The following is a 23,796-nucleotide window of genomic DNA, read 5'->3' on the forward strand; positions in this document are numbered from 1 at the left end:
GATCTTCACCCCGTTTCCGGGGCAACCCCTCTAACTTACCTTGTCATCCGCTTCGTGTCCAATCACCCTGTTTGGGGGTGTTTGATCACAGCACGAATGACCCGGCTAGTTGATCAGAGGATGGACCAGGATCCGGCCGCCCTTTCGGGCTGCCGCGAATCCCGGCGCGAAGAGAACATTAGGCAACCGTTCCCCCCTCGTCAAATCGCCGCTCCGCAGCACGAATTCGCAGGTCACAGGCCCCGTAAACAGCCTGCCCAGGCGCCTTCGCTACAAGACTGTTACCCCCGCCACAACAATTCTTGGCTCACGCAGCTCATTCGCCCGCGCCAGATCGTTCCTCGCCTCCCCCGGGCACCCCGCCGCCTCGTACGCCTCCGCCCGCACCTCGAACACCTCCGCCGCACCGGGCGCGACAGCCGCCGCCAGATAGCAGTCCCCCAGCGCGGCCCCCACCTCCCCGAGCGCGAGCTGCGCGCGTGCGCGTACCAGATGAACCCGGTGCGCGCCGGGCACCAGGTGCCAGGGGACGCGGGACTCGATGGCCAGGCCGCAGTCGATCACCGCGCGGGCGGCCTCCCCGATGGCCAGCAGCGCCTCGGCCCGGTCGACCCGGAGCTCGCCCGCGTACACCGGGCATTCGCCCAGCTCGATGACCCAGTCGAAGTCGTCGATCGCGTCCCGCCAGCGGCGCATGGCCAGGAACGCGCGGCCCCGGACCGCGCGGGCCTCCCATTCCCCCGGGTTGAGCAGCAGGGCGCGCTCGGTGTCGGTCCAGGCGCCCTGCTGGTCGCCGCGCAGGCCCCTGGCCATGGCCCGGGCGGTGTACCCGCGTGCGGTCAGCTTGGCGACCAGGGACGCGGTCGCGTCGATCTCGGCCTCCGCGTAGCGGCCGGAGCGCTGCAGCAGCAGGGCGCGCCGGTGGTAGGCGTCGGCCAGTTCGTCCGGGCCGAGCGGCCCGTCGATGGCGACGGTCAGCTCGGCCAGCGCGCCCGGGTGATCGCGCATCGCCTCCAGCGCGATCCCCCGCCGCAGGCGGACTTCGGGTGTGCCGTCGCCCGCGGCGAGCAGCCGGTTGCACTCGATCAGTTCCGCCATGACCGGGCCCAGCCGGGCCACGTCCTGTTCCACGTACATCGTTCCGCCTTGTTCGCCGTCAGGGAGGGGGTTGCCCAACCGTAAGTGCCCGGCACGCGGCTTTCTGTGAACGATTACGCAGAACGGTCAGGAGATCTCGACACCGCCGATGGTGCGCTTGCCGCGGCGGAGCACCAGGAAGCGGCCGTGCAGCAGGTCGTCGGCGGTCGGCACGTAGTCCTCGTCGGTGATCTTGGTGTTGTTGAGGTACGCGCCGCCCTCCTTGACCGCGCGCCGGGCCTCCGACTTGGACTTGGCCAGCCCGCTCTCGGCCAGCAGATCGATGTACGGCCGGCCCAGCCCCGTCACCTCGGCCCTCGGCACCTCCGACAGGGCCGACGCCAGCGTGGCCTCGTCCAGGTCGGCGATGGAGCCCTGCCCGAACAGGGCACGCGAGGCCGCCACCACCCGGGCCAGCTCGTCGGCGCCGTGCACCATCGTGGTCAGGTCCTCGGCCAGGGTGCGCTGCGCCTCCCGGGCGAACGGCCGGTCGGCGACCGCCTTCTCCAGCTCCTCGATCTCCTCCCTGGTCCGGAAGGTGAACACCTTGAGGAAGCGGACCACGTCCCGGTCGTCGGCGTTCAGCCAGTACTGGTAGAACGCGTACGGCGAGGTCAGCGCCGGATCCAGCCACACCGCCCCACCGGCGGTCTTGCCGAACTTGGTGCCGTCCGACTTGGTGATCAGCTTGCCGGTGAACACGTGTGCGTGCGCGCCCTCGACCCGCCGGATCAGGTCCACCCCGGCGATGATGTTGCCCCACTGGTCGCTGCCGCCGATCTGGAGCGTGCAGCCGTGCCGCCGGAACAGTTCGAGGTAGTCGTTGGCCTGCAGGATCTGGTAGCTGAACTCGGTGTAGCTGAGGCCCTCGCCGGCCAGGCGGGCGGAGACCGACTCGCGGGCCAGCATGCGGTTGACCGGGAAGTGCTTGCCGATGTCGCGCAGGAAGTCGATGGCCGACAGCTCGGCGGTCCAGTCGAGGTTGCTGACCAGGGTGGCGGCGTTGTCGCCGCTGAAGGAGAGGAACCTCTCGACCTGGACCCGGATCCGGGCCACCCACTCCCTGACGACGTCCTCGGAGTTGAGCGCCCGCTCGGTGCTGCGCCCGCTGGGGTCGCCGATCAGGCCGGTGGCGCCGCCGACCAGGCCGATCGGGCGGTGCCCGGCGCGCTGGAAGCGGGTCAGGATGAGCAGGGTGGCGAGGTTGCCGACGTGCAGGGAGGGCGCGGTGGGGTCGAAACCGGCATAGACGGTGATCGGACCCTCGGCCAGTGCCGCGCGGAGCGCGTCGGCATCGGTGGTCTGCGCGGTGACGTCGCGCCAGTCGAACTCATCGAGGATATCGGTCACGGTTCCAGTTTCCCATTGGCTCGTCGGAGGGCGGGCAAGTCCAGCCTGCCTGATCACGTGACCCTATCGCCACCCGGTATCCGAGGCTGAAACGTTCAGGTCAGAGCGGTGCGGACACCTCGGATGTCTCCTGGTAGCGGCCAAACGGGTGTTTCCGGCCAGCGTCGCGGATACCGCTTTCCGAAATGTTTCGATACAAGGTGGGCACCCCAGTCCCCCACATGGAGGGCACATGCGTACGCAATCGAAGCGTTTCGCGATCATCGGATTGGTCGCGCTCGCGGCCGCGTCCACGGGAGTCACCGCCCACGCGGCCGCACCGGGCTGCCGGGTCGACTACAGCGTCCAGAGCCAGTGGTCGGGCGGCTTCAGCGGGAATGTGACCGTCACCAACCTGGGCGATCCGCTCAACGGGTGGCGGCTGGTCTGGACGTACTCGGCCGGTCAGACGGTCACCCAGGCCTGGAACGCCACGGTCACCCAGAGCGGTTCCCAGGTCACGGCGGCGGACGCGGGCTACAACGCCGCGCTCGGCACGGGCACGAACGCCGCGTTCGGCTTCAACGCCTCCTGGAACAACTCCAGCAACCCGGCCCCGGCGTCGTTCGCCCTGAACGGCACGGTCTGCACTGGTACGGTCCCCAGCCCGACTCCTACGCAGAGTCCGTCCCCGACGCCCAGCCAGAGCCCCAGCCAGAGCCCCAGCCCGACCCCGAGCGTCACCCCGACGTCCATCCCGGCCGGGGCGAAACAGGTCGAAGACCTCGATCGTGGCCTGATCAGCGTGCGGTCGGGCAGCGCCAACCTGGTCTCCTGGCGGCTGCTCGGCACCGAGACGTCCGCGACGACGTTCAACGTCTACCGCGCGGGCACCCGGGTGGCCACGGTCACCAATTCCACGAATTATCTGGACACGGCCGCCGCGGACGCGTCGTACACCGTCAGAGCGGTCGTCGGCGGCGCCGAGCAGGCCGCCTCGCCCGCGTCGCTGCGGTTCGCCGGCGGCAACTACCTCGACGTGCCGATCCAGCCGCCGGGCGGCGGAACCACGCCCAGCGGCGAGGCGTACACCTACGCCGCCAACGACGCCAGCGTCGGCGACCTGGACGGCGACGGAGACTACGAGTTCGTCCTGAAATGGGATCCCTCCAACGCCAAGGACAACTCCCAGTCCGGCTACACCGGCAACGTCTACGTGGACGCGTACACGCTGACCGGCAGCCGTCTGTGGCGGATCAACCTGGGCCGGAACATCCGGGCGGGCGCGCACTACACCCAGTTCCAGGTGTACGACTACGACGGCGACGGCGACGCCGAGGTGGCGATGAAGACCGCCGACGGCACCACCTCGGGCACCGGGCAGGTGATCGGCAGCTCGACCGCCGATCACCGCAACTCCTCCGGCTATGTCCTGGCCGGTCCGGAGTTCCTGACCATGTTCGACGGCCGGACCGGCGCGGCGCTGTCCACCGTCAACTACGACCCGGCGCGCGGGACCGTCTCCTCGTGGGGCGACAACTACGGCAACCGGGTGGACCGGTTCCTGGCCGGGACCGCCTACCTGGACGGCGCGCGGCCGAGCCTGATCATGTCGCGCGGCTACTACACCCGGACCGTGATCGCCGCCTGGGACTTCAGGAACGGCACGCTGACCAGGCGCTGGACGTTCGACTCCAACTCGGCGGGCAGCCAGTACGCCGGGCAGGGCAACCACCAGCTGTCCATCGCCGACGTCGACCAGGACGGCCGGGACGAGATCGTCTTCGGCGCGATGACGATCAACGACAACGGTTCGCCGCTGTGGAACACCGGCCTCGGGCACGGCGACGCGCTGCACGTCGGCGACCTCAATCCGGCCAGGGCCGGGCTTGAGGTGTTCAAGGTGTCGGAGGAGACGGCCCGGCCGGGGTCGTGGTTCGCCGACGCCCGTACCGGTCAGGTGCTGTGGCAGACGGCGAGCGGCGCGGACAACGGGCGCGGCGTCTCGGCCGACATCTGGGCCGGCAGCGCCGGCGCCGAGTCCTGGTCGGCCAGCGACACCACGCTGCGCAGCGCCACCGGCGGCTCACTCGGCCGGGAGCCTTCCTCGATCAACTTCCTGGCCTGGTGGGACGGCGACCCGGTGCGCGAACTGGTGGACGCCACCCGCGTCGACAAGTACGGCACCGGCGGCGAAACCCGCCTGCTGACGGCCTCCGGCGTGCACTCCAACAACGGCACCAAGTCGACCCCGTCGCTCTCCGGCGACATCCTCGGCGACTGGCGGGAGGAAGTGGTGTGGCCGACGACGGCCAACACCGCGCTGCGGATCTACTCGACCACCTCGGTGACCGACCGCAAGATCCACACCCTGGCGCACGACCCGATGTACCGGGTCGCCATCGCCTGGCAGAACACGGCCTACAACCAGCCGCCGCACCCGAGTTTCTTCATCGGCGACGGCATGGCCACCCCCGCCAAGCCGAACGTGTACGTCCGCTGAACCCTGGCCCGGGTCCGCACGCTCCCCGGACCTAAGTTCTGATCCGCCGCACGTGCGGCCGGTACGGCGAAACGGTCGGATCACCGTCGATCCAGAAGCGCCACGGGGTCTCGGCTCCGGTCGAGACCCCGGTGCGGGGGCCCGCCTTGACGGCCGTGGCGGGTTCGCCCGCGAACACCTGGACGCCGCCGCCGGAGCAGCAGTCCAGGCCGTTGTGCTCGCGGGCCAGCCCGAGTGCCACCGCCAGCCGGGCCGGCCCCCGGGCCAGATCACGAAATATCACCGGACGTCCGTTCTCGCGGCGGGACCGGACCGTGTCCTCCCCCGCCACCACCTCCCCGGCCCGCAGCAGCACCCCGGAGGCGAGCCCTTCGGGCAGGCAGACGAAGTTCGCGCAGAAGTGCATGCCGTACGTGAAATACACGTAAAGGTGCCCCGGCGGTCCGAACATCACCGCGTTCCGGGGGGTCTGGCCGCGGAACGAATGCGAAGCCGGGTCCTGGCCCGGCCTGCCGTACGCCTCGGTCTCGGTGAGGCGGACGGCGACCGGCCCGTGCGTGAGGACGCACCCGAGCAGGCCGGGGGCGACCTCGTGCGCGGGCCGGTCGAAGAAGTCGCGCCCCAGCGGGGTCAGGCTCCGGTCGCCCATGCCGCCTGCGCGTCCACGGCCTCACGGAGCACGGCCAGCTGGTCACGGACCCGGTCGGGCGCGGTCCCGCCGTACGCCTTGCGGGCGGCCAGCGCGCCCGGCACGCTGAGCACGTCCCGGACGTCCCCGCCGAAGTGCGGCGACACCTTGGCCAGCTCCTCGTCGGTGAGGTCGCCGAACTCCTTGTCGTTGACCTGGCACCAGACGACCAGATGCCCGACCGCCTCGTGCGCGTCCCGGAACGCCACGCCCTTGACGACCAGCAGTTCGGCCAGGTCGGTGGCGAGAGCGAAGCCGTCGGAGGCGGAGCTCTCCAGCCTGGCCGTGTTCACCCGCATCGTCGACACCAGACCGGACACCGCCGGCAGGACCAGCAGCAGCGTGTCGACGGCGTCGAACACGGGCTCCTTGTCCTCCTGCAGGTCCCGGTTGTAGGTCAGCGGCAGGCCCTTCAGCGTGGTCAGCAGCGACATCAGCGAGCCGATCAGCCGCCCGGACTTGCCGCGGGCCAGCTCGGCCACGTCCGGGTTCTTCTTCTGCGGCATGATCGAGGAGCCGGTCGAGTACGCGTCGTCCATCTCGATCCAGCGGAACTCCTGGGACGCCCACAGGACGATCTCCTCGCCCAGCCGGGACAGGTGGATCCCGATCATGGCCGCGCAGAACAGGAACTCGGCCGCGAAGTCCCGGTCGGCGACCGCGTCCATCGAGTTGGGCGCGGCGGCGTCGAAGCCGAGCTCGGCGGCGACGGCCTGCGGGTCCAGCGGCAGCGAGGAGCCGGCCAGCGCGCCGGAGCCGAGCGGCGAGATCGCGGCCCGCTTGTCCCAGTCGCGCAGCCGCTCGATGTCGCGGGTGAGCGGATGCACGTGCGCCAGCAGCTGGTGGCCGAAGGAGACCGGCTGGGCGTGCTGCAGGTGGGTCATGCCGGGGGCGGCCGTCTCGGCGTGCTCCTCGGCCTGGCTCATCAGCGCCGTCTCCAGCTCCACCAGCCGGGACACGATGGTCCTGACGTGGTCGCGCAGGTAGAGCCGCAGGTCGGTGGCGACCTGGTCGTTGCGGGAACGCCCGGCGCGCAGCTTGCCGCCGAGCGAGCCGAGCCGTTCGAGCAGGCCGCGCTCCAGCGCGGTGTGCACGTCCTCGTCGGCCACCGTCGGCCGGAAGGCGCCGGACTTGCAGGCCTCCTCCAGGTCGTCCAGCGCGCCGAGCATGCGGGCCAGCTCGTCCGCCGTCAGCAGCCCCGCCCGGTGCAGCACGCGGGCGTGTGCCCGCGAGGCGAGCAGGTCGTAGGGGACGAGCCGCCAGTCGAAGTGCACGCTCACCGACAGCCGGGTGAGCGCGTCCGCTGGCCCCCCCTCGAACCTGCCACCCCAGAGCCGCATCGGCTTGTTGTCCGCCACCGTCGTTCTCCCTCCCAGTACTTTCGTGACCTTAACCGAACGCGCCCCGGGCCGGTGCAGGCCCAGGGCGCGCAGTGGGACGATCGATCAGCTCCGCGCGTCGCGGGCCGCGGCGATCTTACTGGGCAGCGACCACAGTTCGACGAATCCCTTGGCCAGTGACTGGTCGAAGGTGTCGCCGGTGTCGTAGGTGGCCAGCGAGAAGTCGTACAGGGAGGTCTCGGAGCGGCGGCCGGTGACGACGGCGCGCCCGCCGTGCAGGGTCAGCCGGACCTCGCCGGTGACGTGCTGCTGGGCGTCGGCGATGAAGGCGTCCAGGGCCTTCTTCAGCGGCGAGAACCAGAGGCCGTCGTAGACCAGCTCGCCCCAGCGCTGGTCCACGCTGCGCTTGAAGCGGGCCAGGTCGCGCTCGACGGTGACGTTCTCCAGCTCCATGTGGGCGGCGATCAGGGTGATCGCGCCGGGCGCCTCGTACACCTCGCGGGACTTGATGCCGACCAGGCGGTCCTCGACCATGTCCAGGCGGCCGACGCCCTGGGCGCCGGCCCGGTCGTTGAGCTCGGAGATGATCTGGAACGGGCTCAGCGGGCGGCCGTCCACGGCCACCGGCACGCCGGACCGGAAGGTGATGACGACCTCGTCGGCCTCGCGCGGCTCGGCCGGGTCGGCCGTGTAGGCGTACACGTCCTCGATCGGGCCGTTCCAGATGTCCTCCAGGAAGCCGGTCTCGACCGCGCGGCCCCAGATGTTCTGGTCGATCGAGTACGGGTTCTTCTTGGTGGTCTCGATGGGGAGGTTCTTCTCCTCCGCGTACGCGATGGCCTTGTCGCGGGTCCAGGCGTAGTCGCGGGCCGGGGCGATGACCTTCAGCTCGGGGTGCAGCGCGGCCAGGCCGGCCTCGAAGCGGACCTGGTCGTTGCCCTTGCCGGTGCAGCCGTGCGAGACGATCGTGCCGCCGTACCGCTGGGCGGCGGCGGCCAGGTGCTTGACGATCAGCGGGCGGGACAGCGCCGAGACCAGCGGGTAGCGGTCCATGTAGAGGGCGTTGGCCTGCAGGGCTGGCACGCAGAAGTCGGTGGCGAACTCCTCCCGGGCGTCCACCACGACCGACTCCACCGCGCCGCAGTCGATGGCCCGCTTGCGGATCACTTCCATGTCCTCGCCGCCCTGGCCGACGTCGACGGCCACCGCGATGACCTCGGCGTTGATCTTCTCCGCCAGGAACGGAATGGCCACAGAGGTGTCGAGGCCGCCCGAGAAGGCGAGTACGACGCGGTCGCTCATGATTGCTTCTCCAAAGAGTTGGTGCGTGAACGGTTGGTCAGCCGAAGCATGGATTCGGCCAGGACGTCACCTCCGTGGGGGTCTCGGCTGATGACGAGAATGGTGTCGTCTCCGGCGACGGTGCCGAGGATGGACTCCCAGTCGGCATGGTCGATCGCGGAGGCGAGGAACTGCGCGGCGCCGGGCGGGGTGCGCAGGATCACCAGGTTGGCGGAGGCTTCGGCCGAGACCAGGAGCTCTTCCGCCAGTCGGCGCAGCCGGGCGTCCGGGTTTTCCCCGGTGTTTCCGGTGCGGTAGCGCGGGATCCGCTCGCCGCCCTCGCCCGGCACGGCGTAGACGAGGGTGCCGTCGTCGGCCCTGAGTTTCATCGCGCCGAGCTCGTCGAGGTCGCGGGAGAGAGTGGCCTGGGTGACTTCCACTCCGCTCTCCAGGAGCAGTTTGGCCAGTTCCGGCTGAGACCTGACCTTGTTGCGGGTGACAAGCTCGACGATCCGGGCATGCCGGGCGGTCTTCGTGAGCGGGATGGTCATCTCGCGTCCAGCCAGTGCAATAGGGCCTTCTGCGCGTGCAACCGGTTCTCCGCCTCATCCCAGACGACGCTCTGTACTCCGTCGAGCACGTCGGCGGAGATCTCCAGGCCGCGGTAGGCGGGCAGGCAGTGCAGCACGATCGCGTCCGGCGCGGCCTCGGCCAGCCGGTCGGCGTTCACCTGGTACGGCGCGAACGCCGCGATCCGCTCCTCCTTGCCGTCCTGCCCCATGGACACCCAGGTGTCGGTGGCGAGCACGTCGGCGCCCCCGGCGGCGGCGGACGGGCCGGTGAGCACGGCCACCGAGCCGCCGGTGCCCGCCGCGATGGCCTCGGCGTCGGCCACGATGGCGGGGTCGGGGTGGTATCCGGCGGGCGCGCAGATCCGGATGTGCATGCCAGCGGTCGCGCCGCCGAGCAGGTAGGAGTGCGCCATGTTGTTGGCGCCGTCCCCGAAATACGCCAGGACGCGGCCGGCCAGCGCGCCCTTGTGCTCGCGGATCGTCTGCAGGTCGGCCAGGACCTGGCAGGGGTGGAACTGGTCGGTCAGCGCGTTCACCACGGGGATGCCGCTGGCCGAGGCCATCGCCTCGATCCTGTCCTGGCCCGAGGTGCGCCAGACGATGGCGGCGACCTGGCGGGTGAGGACCCTGGCGGTGTCCTCGATCGGCTCGCCCCGGCCCAGCTGGGAGGTGCCGCCGTCGATGATCAGCGGCAGGCCGCCCAGGTCGCCGATGCCGACGGCGAAGGAGACGCGGGTGCGGGTGGACTGCTTGTCGAACAGGACGGCGACGGTTTTGGGGCCGGCGTAGGTGCGGTAGCCGTACCGGTCCTTCTTCATCGCCTCGGCGAGGTCGAGGATCTCGGCCTGCTCGGCGGGCGACAAATCATCGTCTCGCAGGAAATGTCTAACCATGGTGGGCCTCGGTGAGGATGGCGGGGAAGGCCGCCAGGAACGTGTCGATCTCGGCGGGGGTGACGACCAGCGGCGGGGCCAGCCGGATCGCGTCGGGCTGGACGGCGTTGACCAGGAATCCGGCCTGCTGGGCCGCGGTCTGCACCTGGGCGGCGCGGTCCTCGGTGAGCACGGCGGCCAGCCAGAGGCCGCGCCCGCGGACGCCGTTCAGCAGCGGATGCGCGATGCCCTCCAGGCCGGTCCGCAGCCGCTCGGCGACCGCGCGGACGTGCTCGAGGTCGACGTTGTCCAGGACGGCCAGCGCGGCGGCGCAGGAGATCGGGTTGCCGCCGAAGGTGGAGCCGTGGTCGCCCTTGGCGAAGATCGTCCCGGCGGCGCCGAAGCCGACGACCGCGCCGATCGGCAGGCCGCCGCCCAGGCCCTTGGCCAGGGTGAGGAGGTCGGGGACGACGCCGTCCGCCTGGTGCGCGAACCAGTGCCCGGTCCGGCCGATGGCCGACTGGATCTCGTCGGCGACCAGCAGCGCGCCGGTCCTGGTGGCGATCTCCCTGGCGGCGGCGAAGTAGCCGTCCGGCGGGGGCACGACCCCGGCCTCGCCCTGGGTGGGTTCCAGGAAGACGGCCGCGCAGTTCTCGTCGACGGCCTTGGCCAGGGCGTCGGCGTCGCCGTACGGGACGAAGCGCACGTCGGTGGCGAACGGCCCGAACTGGTCGCGGATCGACGGTTTGCCGGTCAGCGACAGCGAGCCGAGGGTGCGGCCGTGGAAGCCCATCTCGGCGGCCACGAAGTAGCTGCGCCCGGTGGTCTTGCCGTATTTGATGGCGAGTTTCAGGGCGGCTTCGTTGGCCTCGGTGCCGGAGTTGGCGAGGAACACCTTGCCCGGCTGCTCCAGCAGGGCGAGCAGGCGTTCGGCCAGCTTCACCTCCGGCTCGTGCAGGAACAGGTTGGAGGTGTGCGCCAGGGTCGCGACCTGGGTGGACACCGCCTCGACCAGCGCCGGGTGGGCGTGGCCGAGCGAGGTGACCGCGATGCCGCCGATGAAGTCCAGATACTCGGCGCCGTCCACGTCCCACACCCGGGTGCCCTCGCCGCGGGCCAGGGCCACCGGCGGCACGCCGTAGTTGGGCATGAACGCCCGTTCGAAACGGTCGAAAAGCGTCGTCATGCCCGCTCCTTCAAGGTGTCGGGCAGGACCATGGTGCCGATGCCCTCGTCGGTGAAGATCTCCAGCAGGACCGCGTGCGGCTTGCGGCCGTCCAGCACGTGCGCCTGCGGCACGCCGCCCCTGACGGCCGTCAGGCAGGCCTCCATCTTCGGGACCATGCCCGACGACAGGCCGGGCAGCAGCTCGGCCAGGTCGGAGGTCTCGATGGTCCTGATCACTTCGGTGCTGTGCGGCCAGTCGGCGTACAGGCCCTCGACGTCGGTCAGCACGATCAGCTTGGACGCCTTCAGCGCCACCGCGAGCGCGGCGGCGGCGGTGTCGGCGTTGACGTTGTAGACGGTGCCGTCCTCGCCGCGCGCGATCGAGGAGACGACCGGGACACGGCCGTTGTCGAGCAGTGCCACCACGGTGTCGGCGTCCACCCGGACGATCTCGCCGACCTGGCCGATGTCGACCTGGGCGCCGTCCACCACGGCGTGCTTGCGCTCGGCGGTGAGCAGGTGGGCGTCCTCGCCGGACAGGCCGACCGCGAACGGGCCGTGCCGGTTGATCGCGGCGACCACGTCCCGGTTGACCTGGCCGACCAGGACCATCCGGACCACCTGCATGGCCTCCGGCGTGGTCACCCGCAGCCCGGCGGTGAAGCTCGACTCGATGCCGAGCCGGTCCAGATGGGCGTTGATCTGCGGGCCGCCGCCGTGCACGATGACCGGCCGCAGGCCCGCGTACCGCAGGAAGACGATGTCGTCGGCGAAGTGGGCGCGGAGCGCGTCCTCGGTCATGGCGTGGCCGCCGTATTTGATCACGATGGTCGCGCCGTGGAAGCGGGCCAGCCACGGCAGCGCCTCGATCAGGATCTGCGCCTTCTCGAACGTCATGACGAGTAGGCCGAGTTCTCGTGCACGTAGGCGGCGGTCAGGTCGGTGGTGTGGATGGTCGCCGAGTGCGGGCCCGCGGACAGGTCGACGATGATCGTCACGTCCCGGGGGCGCAGGTCGACCTTGGAGCGGTCGTCCCCGGCCGCGCCGCCCCGGCAGATCCAGATGCCGTTGATGGCCACGTTCAGCCGGTCCGGCTCGAACTCCGCGTCGGTGGTGCCGACCGCGCTGAGCACCCGGCCCCAGTTCGGGTCCTCGCCGTGCAGGGCGCACTTCAGCAGGTTGCTCCTGGCCACGGTACGGCCGACGTCGACCGCGTCCTCGATCGACGCGGCCCCGACCACCTCGATCGCGATCGCCTTGCTGGCGCCCTCCGCGTCCACCAGCAGCTGGCGGCACAGGTCGGCGCAGACCTCGGTGACCTTGCGCTCGAACTCGGCCAGGTCGGGGCGGACCCCGGAGGCGGCGCTGGCCAGCAGCAGCACGGTGTCGTTGGTGGACATGCAGCCGTCGGCGTCCAGCCGGTCGAAGGTGACCGAGACGGCCCGGCGCAGCACCTGGTCGAGCTCCGCGGCGGTCAGGTCGGCGTCGGTGGTGAGCACGCTCAGCATGGTCGCCAGCGCCGGGGCCAGCATGCCCGCGCCCTTGGCCATGCCGCCGACCATGTAGCCGCCCTCGCCCCGGCGGAAGGAGATCTTGCTGACCGTGTCGGTGGTCCTGATCGCGTCCGCGGCGGCCACGCCGCCGTCCCTGGACAGCTGGGCGGCGGCCGTGTCGATGCCCTCAAGCAGCGGGTCCATCGGCAGCCGCTCGCCGATCAGCCCGGTCGAGCAGACCACGATCTCGCCGGCCGAGTCCCGCAGCACCTCGGCGACCTTCTCGGCGGTGGCGTGCGTGTCCTGGAATCCGGCCGGGCCCGTGCAGGCGTTCGCGCCGCCCGAGTTGAGCACCACGGCGCGGACCTGGCCGCCCGCGACGACCTGCGCCGACCAGAGCACGGGCGCCGCCTTGACCCGGTTCTGGGTGAAGACGCCGGCCGCCGCCCTGGACGGGCCGTCATTGACGACCAGGGCCAGGTCGCGGCTGTCGTTGGCCGGGTCGGGCGGGCCCTGCCGCTTCTTGATGCCGGCGGCGATGCCCGCGGCGCGGAAGCCGAGGGGGGCGGTCACGCTCATCTGATGCTCTCCTTTACGGGCTGACGCCAGTGGTGGGCAGGCCGAGTTCCTCGGGCAGGCCGAGCGCGAGGTTGGCGCTCTGGATCGCGCCCCCGGCGGTGCCCTTGGTCAGGTTGTCGATGGCCACCACGACGACCACGCGCCCGGCCCGCTCGTCGAGCGTGACCTGCAGCGCGGCCGTGTTGGCGCCGAGCGTCATCGCGGTCGCGGGCCAGCTGCCCTCCGGGAGGAGCGTGACGAACGGCTCATCCTTCAGGATCTCCTGGTACGCCTCCCGGAGCCGGGCCCGGGTGAGCCCCGGGGCTGCGGGGGCGGTGCAGGTGGCGAGGATGCCCCGCGACATGGGGGCCAGGGTCGGGGTGAAGGACACGGTGACCGGCCGCCCGGCGACGGCGGACAGGTTCTGGGTCATCTCGGGGGTGTGCCGGTGCGTGCCGCCCACACCGTACGCGCTGACCGAGCCCATCACCTCGCTGCCGAGCAGGGACGCCTTGGGCGAGCGGCCCGCGCCGCTGGTGCCGCTGGCGGCGACCACGACCACGTCGGGTTCGACCAGGCCGGCGGCGAAGGCCGGGAACATGCCGAGGGTGACCGAGGTGGGGTAGCAGCCCGGGACGGCGATCCGGGTCGCGGCGGCCAGGACGGCGCGCTGGCCGGGGAGTTCGGGCAGCCCGTACGGCCAGGTGCCCGCGTGCGGGCCGCCGTAGAACTCGGCCCAGTCGGCCGCGCTGTCCAGCCGGAAGTCGGCGCCGCAGTCGACGATCAGGGTGTCCGGGCCGAGCCGATTGGCGATGGCGGCGGACTGACCGTGCGGGAGGGCGAGGAAGACCACGTCGTGGCCGCCGAGCGTCTCCGGGGAGGTCTCCTCGATGACCCGGTCGGCGAGGGCGGGCAGGTGGGGCTGGTGCTCGCCGAGCGTGCCGCCGGCGCTCGACCCGGCGGTGAGGGTGCCGATGTCGAGGCCGGGGTGGGCGAGCAGGAGCCTGAGCAGCTCGCCTCCGGCGTATCCGCTCGCTCCGGCTACGGCGGCTTTCACCCTGTTTCCCCCTGTATGTTCATGCGGTGCGACTCATCTTCTTGCTACCCAACGAAAGTATGCACCGGGAAGCATGGGCATGCAAGCAGGATTTCACGTAGTGGACTCTGTGCCGGTTTTTGTGCCGGATGACAGCCGCGAGACGGGATCCTTGTGATCGAATCGCTTGGCTCGCATACCTACTGGTCGGTATCGTGATATGTCGCCTTGGTGAGGGAGCCGTTGGATGAGCATCACGAACGACCAGGTCCAGGCCCGGTTGACGGCCCCGGGGCAGCTGTTCGAGATGGTGGACGCGGGCGGGGGCGTACGGGCCTGGAAGCACGCGCCCGCGACGTTCCGGGCGCTGCTGGAGAACAGCGCCTTCCACGGCGACAAGGAGTTCGTCGTGTTCGAGGACGAGCGACTCACCTACGCCGAGCACTTCCGCCTCGCCGCCACGCTCGCGCACCGGCTGGAGGGCACGTTCGGGGTGCGGAAGGGCGACCGGGTCGCGATCGCGATGAGGAACTACCCGGAGTGGATCGTCGCGTTCTCGGCGACGCTGGCCATCGGGGCCATCGCGGTGCCGCTGAACGCGTGGTGGACCCGGCAGGAGCTGGAGTACGGCCTGGCCGACTCCGGCGCGACCCTGGTGATCGCCGACGAGGAACGGGCGTCACGGCTGGCCGGAACCGGCATCCCGATGATCGTGACCCGCGCGGCGGACCCGTCGTGGACCCACTGGAACGACGTCCTGGGCGAAATATCGCCAAATATCTCCCTTCCGGCCGCTGATGTGCGCCCGGAGGACCCTGCCACGATCTTCTACACCTCCGGGACCACCGGCCGGTCCAAAGGCGCGCTCGGCAGCCACCGCAACCTCGGCCAGGCGCCGATGTCCGTCGCGTACGCGATGATGCGCGGCGTGGCCCTGGCCGGCAAGGATCCGGCCGAATCCGCCGCGCAGCGCCGGAACACCCTGCTGACCGTGCCGCTCTTCCACGTCACCGGGTGCTTCGCCGTACTGATGACCACGATGTTCAGCGGCGGCGGCCTCGTCCTGATGTACAAGTGGGACGCACAGGCCGCGTTGCGGCTCATCGAGCGGGAGCGGGTCACCGTGATGAGCGGCGTGCCCACCAACGCCTGGCAGCTCCTGTCGCATCCGTCGTTCGGCGCGTACGACATCTCCTCCCTGGCCGGGATCTCCTACGGCGGCGCGCCCGCCCCGCCCAAACTGCTGGAGCGCCTCACCGAACTCCTCCCCGACCGGACGCCCTCCAACGGGTACGGCATGACCGAGACGACCGCCCTCGCCATCTACAACAGCGGCAAGAACTATCTCGCCAGGCCGGACAGCATCGGCGTGCCGCTGGCCGTCATGGACGTCAAGATCTGCGACCCCGCCGGCGCGGAACTCCCGCACGGCCAGGTCGGCGAGCTCTGCCTGCGCGGCCCGATCGTCATCATGGGCTACTGGAACCGGCCCGACGCGACCGCCGAGACCATCGTCGGCGGGTGGCTGCACACCGGCGACCTGGCCCGGGTCGACGACGAGGGCTTCGTCTACATCGTCGACCGCGCCAAGGACATGGTCATCCGGGGTGGCGAGAACGTCTACTGCGCCGAGGTGGAGGCCGCCCTGTTCGAGCACCCGGCCATCGACGACGCCGCCGTCATCGGCATCCCCGACGACGAACTCGGCGAGCAGGTCGGGGCGATCGTGAAACTGCGCGCCCCCGCCACCCAGGAGGAGCTCCAGGCTTTCCTGGCGAACTCGCTGGCCCTTTACAAGATCCCGGTACGGATCTGGTTCCACGAGACCGACCTGCCCAGGAACCCCGGCGGCAAGATCCTCAAGACCCAGCTCAGGCAGCACGTGCTGCGCGGCTGATCAGCCCCGGAAGTCCTTCATCCACCACTGGTGCAGGAATTCCTGAAGCCGTTCCGGCGCCGCGTCGGCGACCGCCTCGTATTCGGCCAGGAACCGCGGCCGCGCCTCGTCGGGCAGCTTCTCCAGCAGGGCTTCGCAGGCGAGTTGGTTAACTCTGTCGCGAATCTCCTGGTAAGTCCTCAGCACTCATCTCACCGGCCCCGGATCGTTGACGCCTCGAACTCTCCCTTGGCCACGTGTGAGTGGATGTGTGACATCTGACCACTGCGGCAGAGATTTCCGGATATTTCTGGATCAGCGCGCGTTACCTCGCACGTAATCGACCGGGAGCAGTGGTCGCGGCCAAGGTAGTGGCATCTACCGAAACAAGGAGCCGGAAATGAGCGAGTACACCGCTTTGATCGAGCAGTACGTGAACGTGTGGAACATCACCGACGCCGGGTTGCGGGCCAAGGCCGTCGCGGAGGTCTGGGCCGAGGACGCGACCTACACCGACCCCCTGGCCGAGGTACGGGGCCATGACGACATCGCCGCCGTGATCGAAGGAGCCCAGGCCATGTTCCCCGGCTTCGTGTTCACCCGCGGCCCGGTGCTGGACGCCCACCACGACGTCGTCCGTTTCAGCTGGCACCTCGGCCCCGAAGGAGCGCCGGAACCGGTCGTCGTCGGGTTCGACGTGGCCGTGGTCGCGGACGGCCGGATCACCAGCGTGTACGGGTTCCTGGACAAAGTGCCCGGCTAAGCGGTGGGCGTGGCGGCGACGGCCTGGGCGAGTTCCGCGGACAAGGGATACGGGCCTGGTAGACCGTAATGGATTCGCCGGTGAAGGCGGCGCGGATCTGCCGGTGCGGGATGTTCATCTCGCCGATCATGGTCAGCCGCGCCGCAAGCGCATAAAACTCGATCCGCCACAGATCACCCGCGCCGGGCGTACACCTTCTTGACCTTGGCGACAGCCTTCTTGGCGTTCTTCACCGTCGTCGGCCACGTCGACTTGGTGCCGGTCAAGCCCTGGTAGACGACGACCGAACTCTTGTACGCGACGACGACGAACTCCGACACATAAGTGTTGGTATCAGCCCCCGGGAACCGAGCACTGTCGAAGGTCACCTCGAAGGCGTAGGTGGCATCGCCGAGGTTGGCGACCTTCTTCTTCTTGAACTCACTCCCCCGCCGGAAACCCACCTGCCCATCACAGGAGACGGCGACCTTCGACGCGGCGGTCTTGAGCTGCTTGATCGTCGCCGGACCACCCGTGAACACCTGCTGTAACCCGGAGACCTCGCCAAAGAACCAGGCCGAGGGCCGCCTCCCGCCGAACACACTGTCGTAGGAGTTCAGCGCATCCATGCAACGCGCCTCGTCCACCCTGAACGCGGACAGGAACGCTCCATCCAGATCCATCGTCAAGATCGCCACCCCCTTGCCGAGATCCTTGTCGGCCAGCAGGGCCCGCTTCATCTCCGCCTTCGTCAGCGGCGCCGCCGGCGCCCCCACCGCCAGCACACCCGTGAGCACCAGTTCCATGATCATGGTTCTCTCCCGCCTCCGCGCATTCGGAAGACGAACGCTAGCGCCGCACAACCAGCATGATCAACGAGTACGCAGAATCTTCACAGGCACCACACACCACACGATCCACGCCCCGGAGGGCAGGCGATCGACACCGCTCTCCGCTGCTAAGATCCCACACAGCTCGCGGTTGCGCCTAGGGCTCCGCGACGGCCCCGCCTCAGCCAACACAACCAGGGTGCCGTCGGACCGGACCGAGCGGCGCCAGGGCCGAGGCTTTCGGCCCCACACCTGACGGGATAAAACCCCTGAGGGCTTCCATCAGTCCGCCCACCTTTCGGCCGGGCCGGACACAGGGAGGTCCCTCCATGAACCTCGTCACAGCCGTCAAACCCATATCCGCAGCCCAGGCGGCCCGGTCATGACGGACCTCGTCACCATCGCGCTGCTGGCCGGCGCGGGGCTACTCGCCGGGGTGGTCGGCACCGCGGGCGGCATCACCTCCTTGATCTCCTATCCCGCCCTTCTCGCGGTGGGCCTCCCCGCCCTGTCGGCGAACGTGGCCAACATCGTCGCGCTCGTCGCCTGCTGGCCCGGCTCCGCCCTCGCCTCCCAGCCCGAACTGGTCGGCCACGGACGATGGCTGCGCCGGTGGGTGCCCCTCTCGGCCCTGGGCGGAGCGGCGGGCTCGCTACTGCTCCTGTCCACACCACCGGGCCTCTTCGCCCGCGTCGTGCCCTTCCTGGTGGCCGCCGGTTCACTGGCACTACTCGCCCAGCCCTGGCTTACCGCCCGCCACCAGCGACACCGACGCGCCCACCCTTCACCAGCGAGCAGCGCGGTCCTCCCGCTGGGACTAATCACGATGTCGGTATACAACGGCTACTTCGGTGCCGGTTCCGGCGTGATGACCCTCGCCCTTCTCCTGATCACCTCCGAACCCCACCTGGCCACCGCCAACGCCCTGAAAAACATGGTCATCGGCGCCGGAACACTCCTCTCCGCCACCGCCTTCGCCGCCTTCGCCCCCGTCGACTGGACAGCCGTCGCACCCCTGGCACTGGGCATGTTCCTCGGCTCCACCCTCGGCCCCCGCATCGCCCGCCGCCTACCCGCCCCTCTCCTGCGCTGGCTGGTAGTCCTGATCGGCCTCGGCCTGGCAATCCAGCTATGGCTCAACCCAAACGGCTGACCACCCCCACAGCGGATTCGACGCTCGGGGCGCCGCTGCTGATGGGGGACAACCTCAACACTCACATCTCGGCGCAGATGCGCGAGCTGATCGCCACCCGCCCATGGTCGTACAAACATGCGATTTCGCTAGGCTCTCAGCCGTCCTGTCTCGTCCTGAAGGGGTTCACATGGGCGTCCTATGCGACTACTACCGCGCCTCCGATCGAGACACGGCATTGATCGAGCCCGAACATCCACGCTTCGCGGAGGAATTGCCGCCTGGCATGCCGCAGTTCGATGCGGTGGACGCCAAGGGAATCGATCCCACGGTCATCCTCGGCCAGCTGATCGCGCAATCAAAGGTGTCCCCTACGACGTCCACATGTACGACCTCGTGTCGCTTTACCCACCGCCCGAAGGAGCCCCCGAAACCGACGAAGAATGGGATGCTCTGCCCGAAGACTCGCCCTACCTTGAAGGCCCGGAAATCGCCGAGCTACCCGATCTCGTCCGGGACGCTCTTGCCGAGATCGGCGAAGAACGAGTGGCTCAGCTCGCAGTCCAGTGGGCGCAAATCGAAGAGTTCCACGGGTATGCAGACCCTGAGGCGCTCACGACCGTGCTCCGCGACCTCCGCGACCTCGCCCAACGGGCCCAGAAGGAAGATCAGATGATCTACTGCTGGATCTGTCTCTAGAGCTGCCGCGGCGCCACATACGGGCCAGTACCTACGGTCGCTACCCCGCGGCTGGACTACAATTGCGGCGGCTTCAGGACGCCTCCGGTCCGCGGGAATGGGCTCAGCCCACCTGGTCGTGTGCACGATGTGCCGTCATCGCTCTCCTTTCGGCCTGACCAAGCGGACATCAGGCAGACGAAAGGAGCCATCATGCCAATTTCGGACATGCCTGCCCGGCCTCACCTGGACAGCTTCCGCCGGCAGGCCCGTGCACTGCAGCGGGCCGTTCGGGCCGGTGAGCCCGACGCCGTGGCGCGGGTCGCGCGTCACCATCCCGATGGAGTGTCCGGCGACGACAGCGGGCTGCAGCTCAGTGCGGCGCAGTTCGTCGTCGCCCGCGAATACGGGTTCGCCAGCTGGCCCCGGCTCACGCGATACCTGGAGACCGTAGCCGAACACGGCTGGGACACCGGGCTCGGTACGGCGGCTGTGGAGGATCCGGCGGAGGAGTTTTGCCGCCTCGCCTGCCTGACCTACAGCCGGGAGGACGGGCCGGGGCGCTGGGCGCAGGCCCGGCAGCTGCTTGTCCGGCATCCAGGCCTGACCGGGGCGAACATCTGGGCCGCCGCGGCGGCTGCCCGTCTGGACGACGTCACGCGGCTGCTCGCCGAGCAGCCGGAGCGGGTGGCCGAGCGGGGTGGCCCGTTCGGGTGGCGGCCGCTGTACTACCTCGTCTACTCGCGGTTCGACCCGGCCGTGCCGGCTGAGCCCGTGCGCACGGCCGCCCGGCTGCTGCTCGACGCCGGTGCCGACCCCGACGAGGGCTACCTCTTCGACGCCCTGCCTTCGCCGTTCACGTTGCTGACCGGGGTGTTCGGCCACGGCGAGCTGGGCCCGCGGCGTCAGCCCCGCCACCCGCGCTGGCGGGCGCTGGGCCGGCTGCTGCTTGACGCAGGCGCCGACCCCAATGACGCACAGACCCTCTACAACTGCATGTTCTCGCCGGACAACTCGCATCTGGAGCTGCTGCTGGAGTACGGGCTCGGCACCGGCGACGGCGGCCCGTGGAAGGAGCGGATCGAAGGGCTGAGCACACCCGCGGAGATGCTGCGCCTCCAACTGCGCTGGGCCGTCGAGCACCACCAGCCCGCCCGGGTACGCCTGCTGGCCGAGCACGGCGTCGACTTCCGCTCGCCGTTCGAGGGCGACGGGCCCGCGTGGAGCCCCGGCGACGGCCGGACGCCGGTCGAGCTGGCCCAGCTCAACGGCGACACCGAGATCGCTGACTACCTCCTCGCCCAGGGCGCCGCACCGCCCGCCCCCGAACCGGTGCGCGAGCTGATCACCGCGGCGTTCCGCGCCGATCGATCCACAGTGGACCGGATTCGCGCCGAGCACCCCGACGCACTGGCGGAAGCCCGCCGCAGCCGCCCCGGGCTCATCGTGTGGGCCGCGACCCAGGCGCCGATCGACACTGTCACGCTTCTGGCGGAGCTCGGCTTCGACGTGAACGCGTACGGGCGCGGTGACGCACCCGTCGAAGAGGCCTGGGAGACCGCACTGCACCACAGCTCCGCAGACGGCAACGCCGAACTCACTCGCCGGCTGCTGGACCTGGGAGCCGACCCCAACCTCCGGGACCAGCGCTTCGACGCGACCCCACTGGACTGGGCCCGCCACTTCCACCGGCCGGCGACCGCCGCACTGCTCGAACCCATCACGGCACCCCCATCGAGCGGCGAATGAGCGTGGCGCGGCGGCGGACCGCGGTGGGCGCGGTGGGCGGGTTACTCAAGCCCAAAAGCGAGAGCTCGCTCACGCTCAAGCCCAAAAACTGGAACGAGAGCTCGCGCCCAAAAAACTGAAGCGAGGGCTCGCTCACCCGGTCCCGCACACGCCGATGCGCCATGGTTCCGTAAGGCCTCGCGACCCCGGCGGTGATCTGGGCGTCCCTGGATGCTCCTGATCGCGATACGCCGACGCACGAAAACAGCTCAACGAACGGAGCCGGCACCATGGCCAAGCTTGACATCACCAACATCCCCCGCGAGCTCGACGAGATCATCGCCGCGTCCGGCAGCGCACGGCACCGCCAGATCGCCGAAGTCGTCCGCAGGCACTACCTGCTCGAACTCACCGGGCGCGGCGGCGAGCTGTTCGACCAGGACATGATGGTCGAGAACCCGGTCTACTACCTGAACATCAACGGCCTGAGCCTCACCCTGCGCTCCGCCAAGGAGGTCGACGCCTTCTACGAGTCCCAGCACGGCCTGATGCTGGCGGCGACCGACGTCACCCAGGTGGTCAACGACCACGGCTACTGGGCCGAGTGCTGGTTCAACTGGTATCTCACCGGTGCCGCCCTCGCCGCCCAGGGTGTGGCGGTGTCCTCGCCCGAGGCCACGTACATCAAGAAGTCCTGGATCTCGATGTTCTGGCCGTTCGACGAACGTGGCCGCATGCTCGGTGAACATGTCTACGAGCATGCGGCCATCGCCGAGATCGTCCCCATCCCCGAGGAGGACTTCATCACCCTGGAGTACGCCAAGGAGGTCCTCACCCCCTTACTCCGCCCGCTCCCCGTCTACCTCCCCTGATTCCGGGCGGTCGCGTACGTAGTAGTGGCCGAGCGTGTCGTCGAAGCGGCCGGTGGGCCGGCAGCATCTGCGGAAACCGGCGCCCGGAGCCGCACGGGCACGGGTCATTGCCGCCGAGCTTCTCGATCAGCTCAGTGTCGGTGCCGACGTTGCGGTCGCCCCGCTTGACGTGTGTCTCGCTGGAGGGAACCCCCGGCGGCGCTTGCTGGTCGGCTCAAAAGGACATCTCGTCGTAGTACATGGCTGCCTCCCGAAGTAGATCTCGACGGTACCCACGGGGTGGCCGCTCGGGCGACTGGATTTCCGCCGCGGACTCTCCGTTCCATCCTCATGGAGGAGGCCGCTCGGTGCCGAGCCGGGCATCGCGAGTCAGGTGCCCGCGGTCACCGCCTTGAGCCCCGCGAACGACTCGCCGATGAACTCGGACAGGTCCTTCTCCCCGGCCTGCTCGGTCCAGCGCCGGAAGGCGACCTTGAAGACGGCGATGCCGGCCTCCGCGGCGAGGCTCGCGGAGGCGTCGTCGACGCCGCGCTGCCGGAGCGCGTCGGCGAGGCCGGCCGCCAGCGCGGCGAGTTTGATCAGCTCGCGTTCCTGCAGTTCGGCGTTGGCGGTGATGACGGCGTGGCGGCGGCGGGCGTGCTCACGGCGTTCCTGCAGTACGGCAGCGGCAGCCTGGAGGGCCGCCGCCACGGCTTCCATCGGGGTGGCGGGCCCGGGAGCGCGGGCGACCGTGTCCACGAGAAGCTCCTGCAGCGCGCTCGAACCCGCGAACAGCACTTCGCGCTTGTCGGTGTAGTGCCGGAAGAACGTCCGCTCCGTCAGCCCGGCCCGCTCGGCGATCTCCGCCACGGAGGTCCGTTCGAAGCCGCGCTCAAGGTAGAGCTCCAGTGCCGCCCGTTCGAGCCGGCCACGCGCGTCCGGCTCCCATCGACTCATGCCCGGCATCCTACCCGATGACAGTCACTGACATCAGCTGCTACGGTGTGATGACAGTGACTGACATTGCCCACGCTGGAGGCTTACTCATGCGCGTTTTCGTCACCGGGGCATCCGGATGGATCGGCTCCGCACTCGTGCCCGAACTCATCGGCGCGGGTCACCAGGTCGTCGGGCTCGCCCGCTCGGACACCTCAGCCGCCGCCCTCACCAAGGCCGGCGCCGAAGTCGTCCACGGCACACTCGACGACCTCGACGTCCTGCGCGAGGCGGCCGCCGCGTCGGACGGAGTGGTCCACCTCGCGTTCAACCACGACATCGCCTTCCAGGGCGGCTTCCAGAGCGCCGCCGACACCGACCGCCGCGCCGTCGAGACATTCGGGGAGGCGCTCGCCGGTTCCGCCCGGCCGTTCGTGCTCGCCTCAGGGCTGCTCGGCCTCGCCCCGGGACGGGTGGGCACCGAACAGGACGGACGCGCGCCCGACGCGTTGCCCGCCCATATGACCGGCGGCCCGCGGATCCGGCTGGGCACCGCCCACCTGACCCTCGCCCTCGCCGACCGCGACATCCGCTCCTGCGTCGTACGCCTCCCGCCGACCGTGCACGGCGAGGGCGACCCCGGGTTCATGGCGGCTCTGGTCGGCATCGCCCGTGCCAAGGGAGTCTCCGGCTACATCGGCGACGGCTCCCAACGCTGGCCGGCCGCACACCGCGTCGACGCCGCCCACCTGTTCCGGCTCGCCCTGGAGAGCGCACCGGCCGGATCGGTCCTGCACGCGACCGCCGACCTGGGCGTGCCGATCCGCTCCATCGCCGAGGTCATCGGCCGCCACCTCAACCTGCCGACCCGCCCGGTCCCCACCGACGACGCGGCCGGGCACTTCACCTGGCTGGCGGGTTTCCTCGCCCTCGACAGCCCCGCCTCCAGCGAACTGACCCGCGAACTGCTGGGATGGCAGCCGACCCAGCCGGGCCTGATCGAGGACCTGGAGAAGGGCCACTACTTCAGACCCGCGCAGCCGTGAC

General features: G+C 70.0%; 23 protein-coding genes. 8 read left to right on the forward strand and 15 right to left on the reverse strand.

Features of this window, described 5'->3' with window-relative positions; translation table 11 throughout:
* Nucleotides 1-270 precede the first annotated feature (270 nt).
* Nucleotides 271-1,137, reverse strand: coding sequence for a tetratricopeptide repeat protein (locus Acor_RS25940; RefSeq protein ID WP_155339359.1), 867 nt, complete (start codon nucleotides 1,135-1,137; stop codon nucleotides 271-273).
* 87 nt (nucleotides 1,138-1,224) lie between these two features.
* A complete protein-coding gene (gene tyrS / locus Acor_RS25945; protein ID WP_155339360.1) occupies nucleotides 1,225-2,487 on the reverse strand; it encodes a tyrosine--tRNA ligase in 1,263 nt (420 codons plus the stop codon).
* Nucleotides 2,488-2,719: 232 nt separating this feature from the next.
* Between tyrS and Acor_RS25950 the strand changes: the two genes are divergently transcribed.
* Nucleotides 2,720-4,969: a rhamnogalacturonan lyase family protein gene (locus tag Acor_RS25950; RefSeq protein WP_155339361.1), complete on the forward strand. Its 2,250-nt coding sequence runs from the start codon at nucleotides 2,720-2,722 to the stop codon at nucleotides 4,967-4,969.
* 31 nt (nucleotides 4,970-5,000) lie between these two features.
* On the opposite strand, the gene Acor_RS25955 is transcribed toward Acor_RS25950, so the two are convergent.
* The 9 genes from Acor_RS25955 to argC all read right to left on the reverse strand — a co-directional run bounded on the left by Acor_RS25955 (nucleotide 5,001) and on the right by argC (nucleotide 13,997).
* Nucleotides 5,001-5,618, reverse strand: coding sequence for a DNA-3-methyladenine glycosylase (locus Acor_RS25955; RefSeq protein WP_155339362.1), 618 nt, complete (start codon nucleotides 5,616-5,618; stop codon nucleotides 5,001-5,003).
* Nucleotides 5,600-6,997: an argininosuccinate lyase gene (argH, locus tag Acor_RS25960; protein WP_155339430.1), complete on the reverse strand. Its 1,398-nt coding sequence runs from the start codon at nucleotides 6,995-6,997 to the stop codon at nucleotides 5,600-5,602. Before argH ends, Acor_RS25955 begins: the two co-directional genes overlap by 19 nt.
* 105 nt (nucleotides 6,998-7,102) lie before the next feature.
* A complete protein-coding gene (locus Acor_RS25965; protein WP_155339363.1) occupies nucleotides 7,103-8,299 on the reverse strand; it encodes an argininosuccinate synthase in 1,197 nt (398 codons plus the stop codon).
* Complete coding sequence (locus tag Acor_RS25970; protein WP_155339364.1) at nucleotides 8,296-8,829, reverse strand: arginine repressor; 534 nt, start codon at nucleotides 8,827-8,829, stop codon at nucleotides 8,296-8,298. Before Acor_RS25970 ends, Acor_RS25965 begins: the two co-directional genes overlap by 4 nt.
* The gene (gene argF / locus Acor_RS25975) at nucleotides 8,826-9,743 is read right to left on the reverse strand and encodes an ornithine carbamoyltransferase (protein WP_155339365.1); all 918 of its coding nucleotides are present in this window, start codon (nucleotides 9,741-9,743) and stop codon (nucleotides 8,826-8,828) included. The genes Acor_RS25970 and argF overlap by 4 nt, the downstream gene beginning before the upstream one ends.
* Nucleotides 9,736-10,908, reverse strand: coding sequence for an acetylornithine transaminase (locus Acor_RS25980; RefSeq protein ID WP_155339366.1), 1,173 nt, complete (start codon nucleotides 10,906-10,908; stop codon nucleotides 9,736-9,738). The genes argF and Acor_RS25980 overlap by 8 nt, the downstream gene beginning before the upstream one ends.
* Nucleotides 10,905-11,786, reverse strand: coding sequence for an acetylglutamate kinase (argB, locus tag Acor_RS25985; protein ID WP_155339367.1), 882 nt, complete (start codon nucleotides 11,784-11,786; stop codon nucleotides 10,905-10,907). The genes Acor_RS25980 and argB overlap by 4 nt, the downstream gene beginning before the upstream one ends.
* On the reverse strand, nucleotides 11,783-12,961 hold the full coding sequence (gene argJ / locus Acor_RS25990) for a bifunctional glutamate N-acetyltransferase/amino-acid acetyltransferase ArgJ (protein WP_155339368.1): 1,179 nt from the start codon (nucleotides 12,959-12,961) through the stop codon (nucleotides 11,783-11,785). The genes argB and argJ overlap by 4 nt, the downstream gene beginning before the upstream one ends.
* Before the next feature lie 13 nt (nucleotides 12,962-12,974).
* Nucleotides 12,975-13,997, reverse strand: coding sequence for an N-acetyl-gamma-glutamyl-phosphate reductase (gene argC, locus Acor_RS25995; RefSeq protein ID WP_155339369.1), 1,023 nt, complete (start codon nucleotides 13,995-13,997; stop codon nucleotides 12,975-12,977).
* A 226-nt stretch (nucleotides 13,998-14,223) separates the two neighbouring features.
* On the opposite strand from argC, the gene Acor_RS26000 reads away from it, so the two are divergent.
* Nucleotides 14,224-15,873: a class I adenylate-forming enzyme family protein gene (locus tag Acor_RS26000; RefSeq protein WP_155339370.1), complete on the forward strand. Its 1,650-nt coding sequence runs from the start codon at nucleotides 14,224-14,226 to the stop codon at nucleotides 15,871-15,873.
* Here Acor_RS26000 and Acor_RS26005 read toward each other — a convergent pair whose 3' ends face one another.
* Nucleotides 15,874-16,059 carry a hypothetical protein gene (locus tag Acor_RS26005; RefSeq protein ID WP_155339371.1) on the reverse strand — a complete coding sequence of 62 codons (186 nt, stop codon included), beginning with the start codon at nucleotides 16,057-16,059 and terminating at the stop codon, nucleotides 15,874-15,876.
* 193 nt (nucleotides 16,060-16,252) lie between these two features.
* On the opposite strand from Acor_RS26005, the gene Acor_RS26010 reads away from it, so the two are divergent.
* Nucleotides 16,253-16,615, forward strand: coding sequence for a nuclear transport factor 2 family protein (locus Acor_RS26010; RefSeq protein ID WP_155339372.1), 363 nt, complete (start codon nucleotides 16,253-16,255; stop codon nucleotides 16,613-16,615).
* Between the two features lie 173 nt (nucleotides 16,616-16,788).
* On the opposite strand, the gene Acor_RS26015 is transcribed toward Acor_RS26010, so the two are convergent.
* Nucleotides 16,789-17,400, reverse strand: a complete 612-nt coding sequence (locus tag Acor_RS26015) for a hypothetical protein (protein ID WP_155339373.1) — start codon at nucleotides 17,398-17,400, stop codon at nucleotides 16,789-16,791.
* A gap of 406 nt (nucleotides 17,401-17,806) precedes the next feature.
* Here Acor_RS26015 and Acor_RS26020 point away from each other — a divergent pair, with 406 nt between their 5' ends.
* From Acor_RS26020 to Acor_RS26035, 4 genes are all read left to right on the forward strand, one after another.
* Complete coding sequence (locus tag Acor_RS26020) at nucleotides 17,807-18,577, forward strand: sulfite exporter TauE/SafE family protein (protein ID WP_155339374.1); 771 nt, start codon at nucleotides 17,807-17,809, stop codon at nucleotides 18,575-18,577.
* 363 nt (nucleotides 18,578-18,940) lie between these two features.
* Nucleotides 18,941-19,255, forward strand: coding sequence for a hypothetical protein (locus tag Acor_RS26025; RefSeq protein ID WP_155339375.1), 315 nt, complete (start codon nucleotides 18,941-18,943; stop codon nucleotides 19,253-19,255).
* A 192-nt stretch (nucleotides 19,256-19,447) separates the two neighbouring features.
* Nucleotides 19,448-20,983 (forward strand): ankyrin repeat domain-containing protein, encoded by a 1,536-nt coding sequence (locus tag Acor_RS26030; protein ID WP_155339376.1) that lies wholly within the window; start codon nucleotides 19,448-19,450, stop codon nucleotides 20,981-20,983.
* A gap of 269 nt (nucleotides 20,984-21,252) precedes the next feature.
* Nucleotides 21,253-21,834, forward strand: a complete 582-nt coding sequence (locus tag Acor_RS26035) for a hypothetical protein (RefSeq protein ID WP_155339377.1) — start codon at nucleotides 21,253-21,255, stop codon at nucleotides 21,832-21,834.
* Here Acor_RS26035 and Acor_RS46395 read toward each other — a convergent pair.
* The gene (locus tag Acor_RS46395) at nucleotides 21,794-21,964 is read right to left on the reverse strand and encodes an SEC-C metal-binding domain-containing protein (RefSeq protein WP_218034490.1); all 171 of its coding nucleotides are present in this window, start codon (nucleotides 21,962-21,964) and stop codon (nucleotides 21,794-21,796) included. The genes Acor_RS26035 and Acor_RS46395 overlap by 41 nt on opposite strands.
* A gap of 239 nt (nucleotides 21,965-22,203) precedes the next feature.
* Nucleotides 22,204-22,770, reverse strand: a complete 567-nt coding sequence (locus tag Acor_RS26045) for a TetR/AcrR family transcriptional regulator (RefSeq protein WP_155339378.1) — start codon at nucleotides 22,768-22,770, stop codon at nucleotides 22,204-22,206.
* Nucleotides 22,771-22,859: 89 nt separating this feature from the next.
* Here Acor_RS26045 and Acor_RS26050 point away from each other — a divergent pair, with 89 nt between their 5' ends.
* Complete coding sequence (locus Acor_RS26050; protein ID WP_155339379.1) at nucleotides 22,860-23,795, forward strand: SDR family oxidoreductase; 936 nt, start codon at nucleotides 22,860-22,862, stop codon at nucleotides 23,793-23,795.
* The last annotated feature ends 1 nt before the right edge of the window (nucleotide 23,796 follow it).

It is taken from the genome of Acrocarpospora corrugata, assembly GCF_009687845.1.
GTDB classification, from domain to species: Bacteria; Actinomycetota; Actinomycetes; order Streptosporangiales; family Streptosporangiaceae; genus Acrocarpospora; species Acrocarpospora corrugata.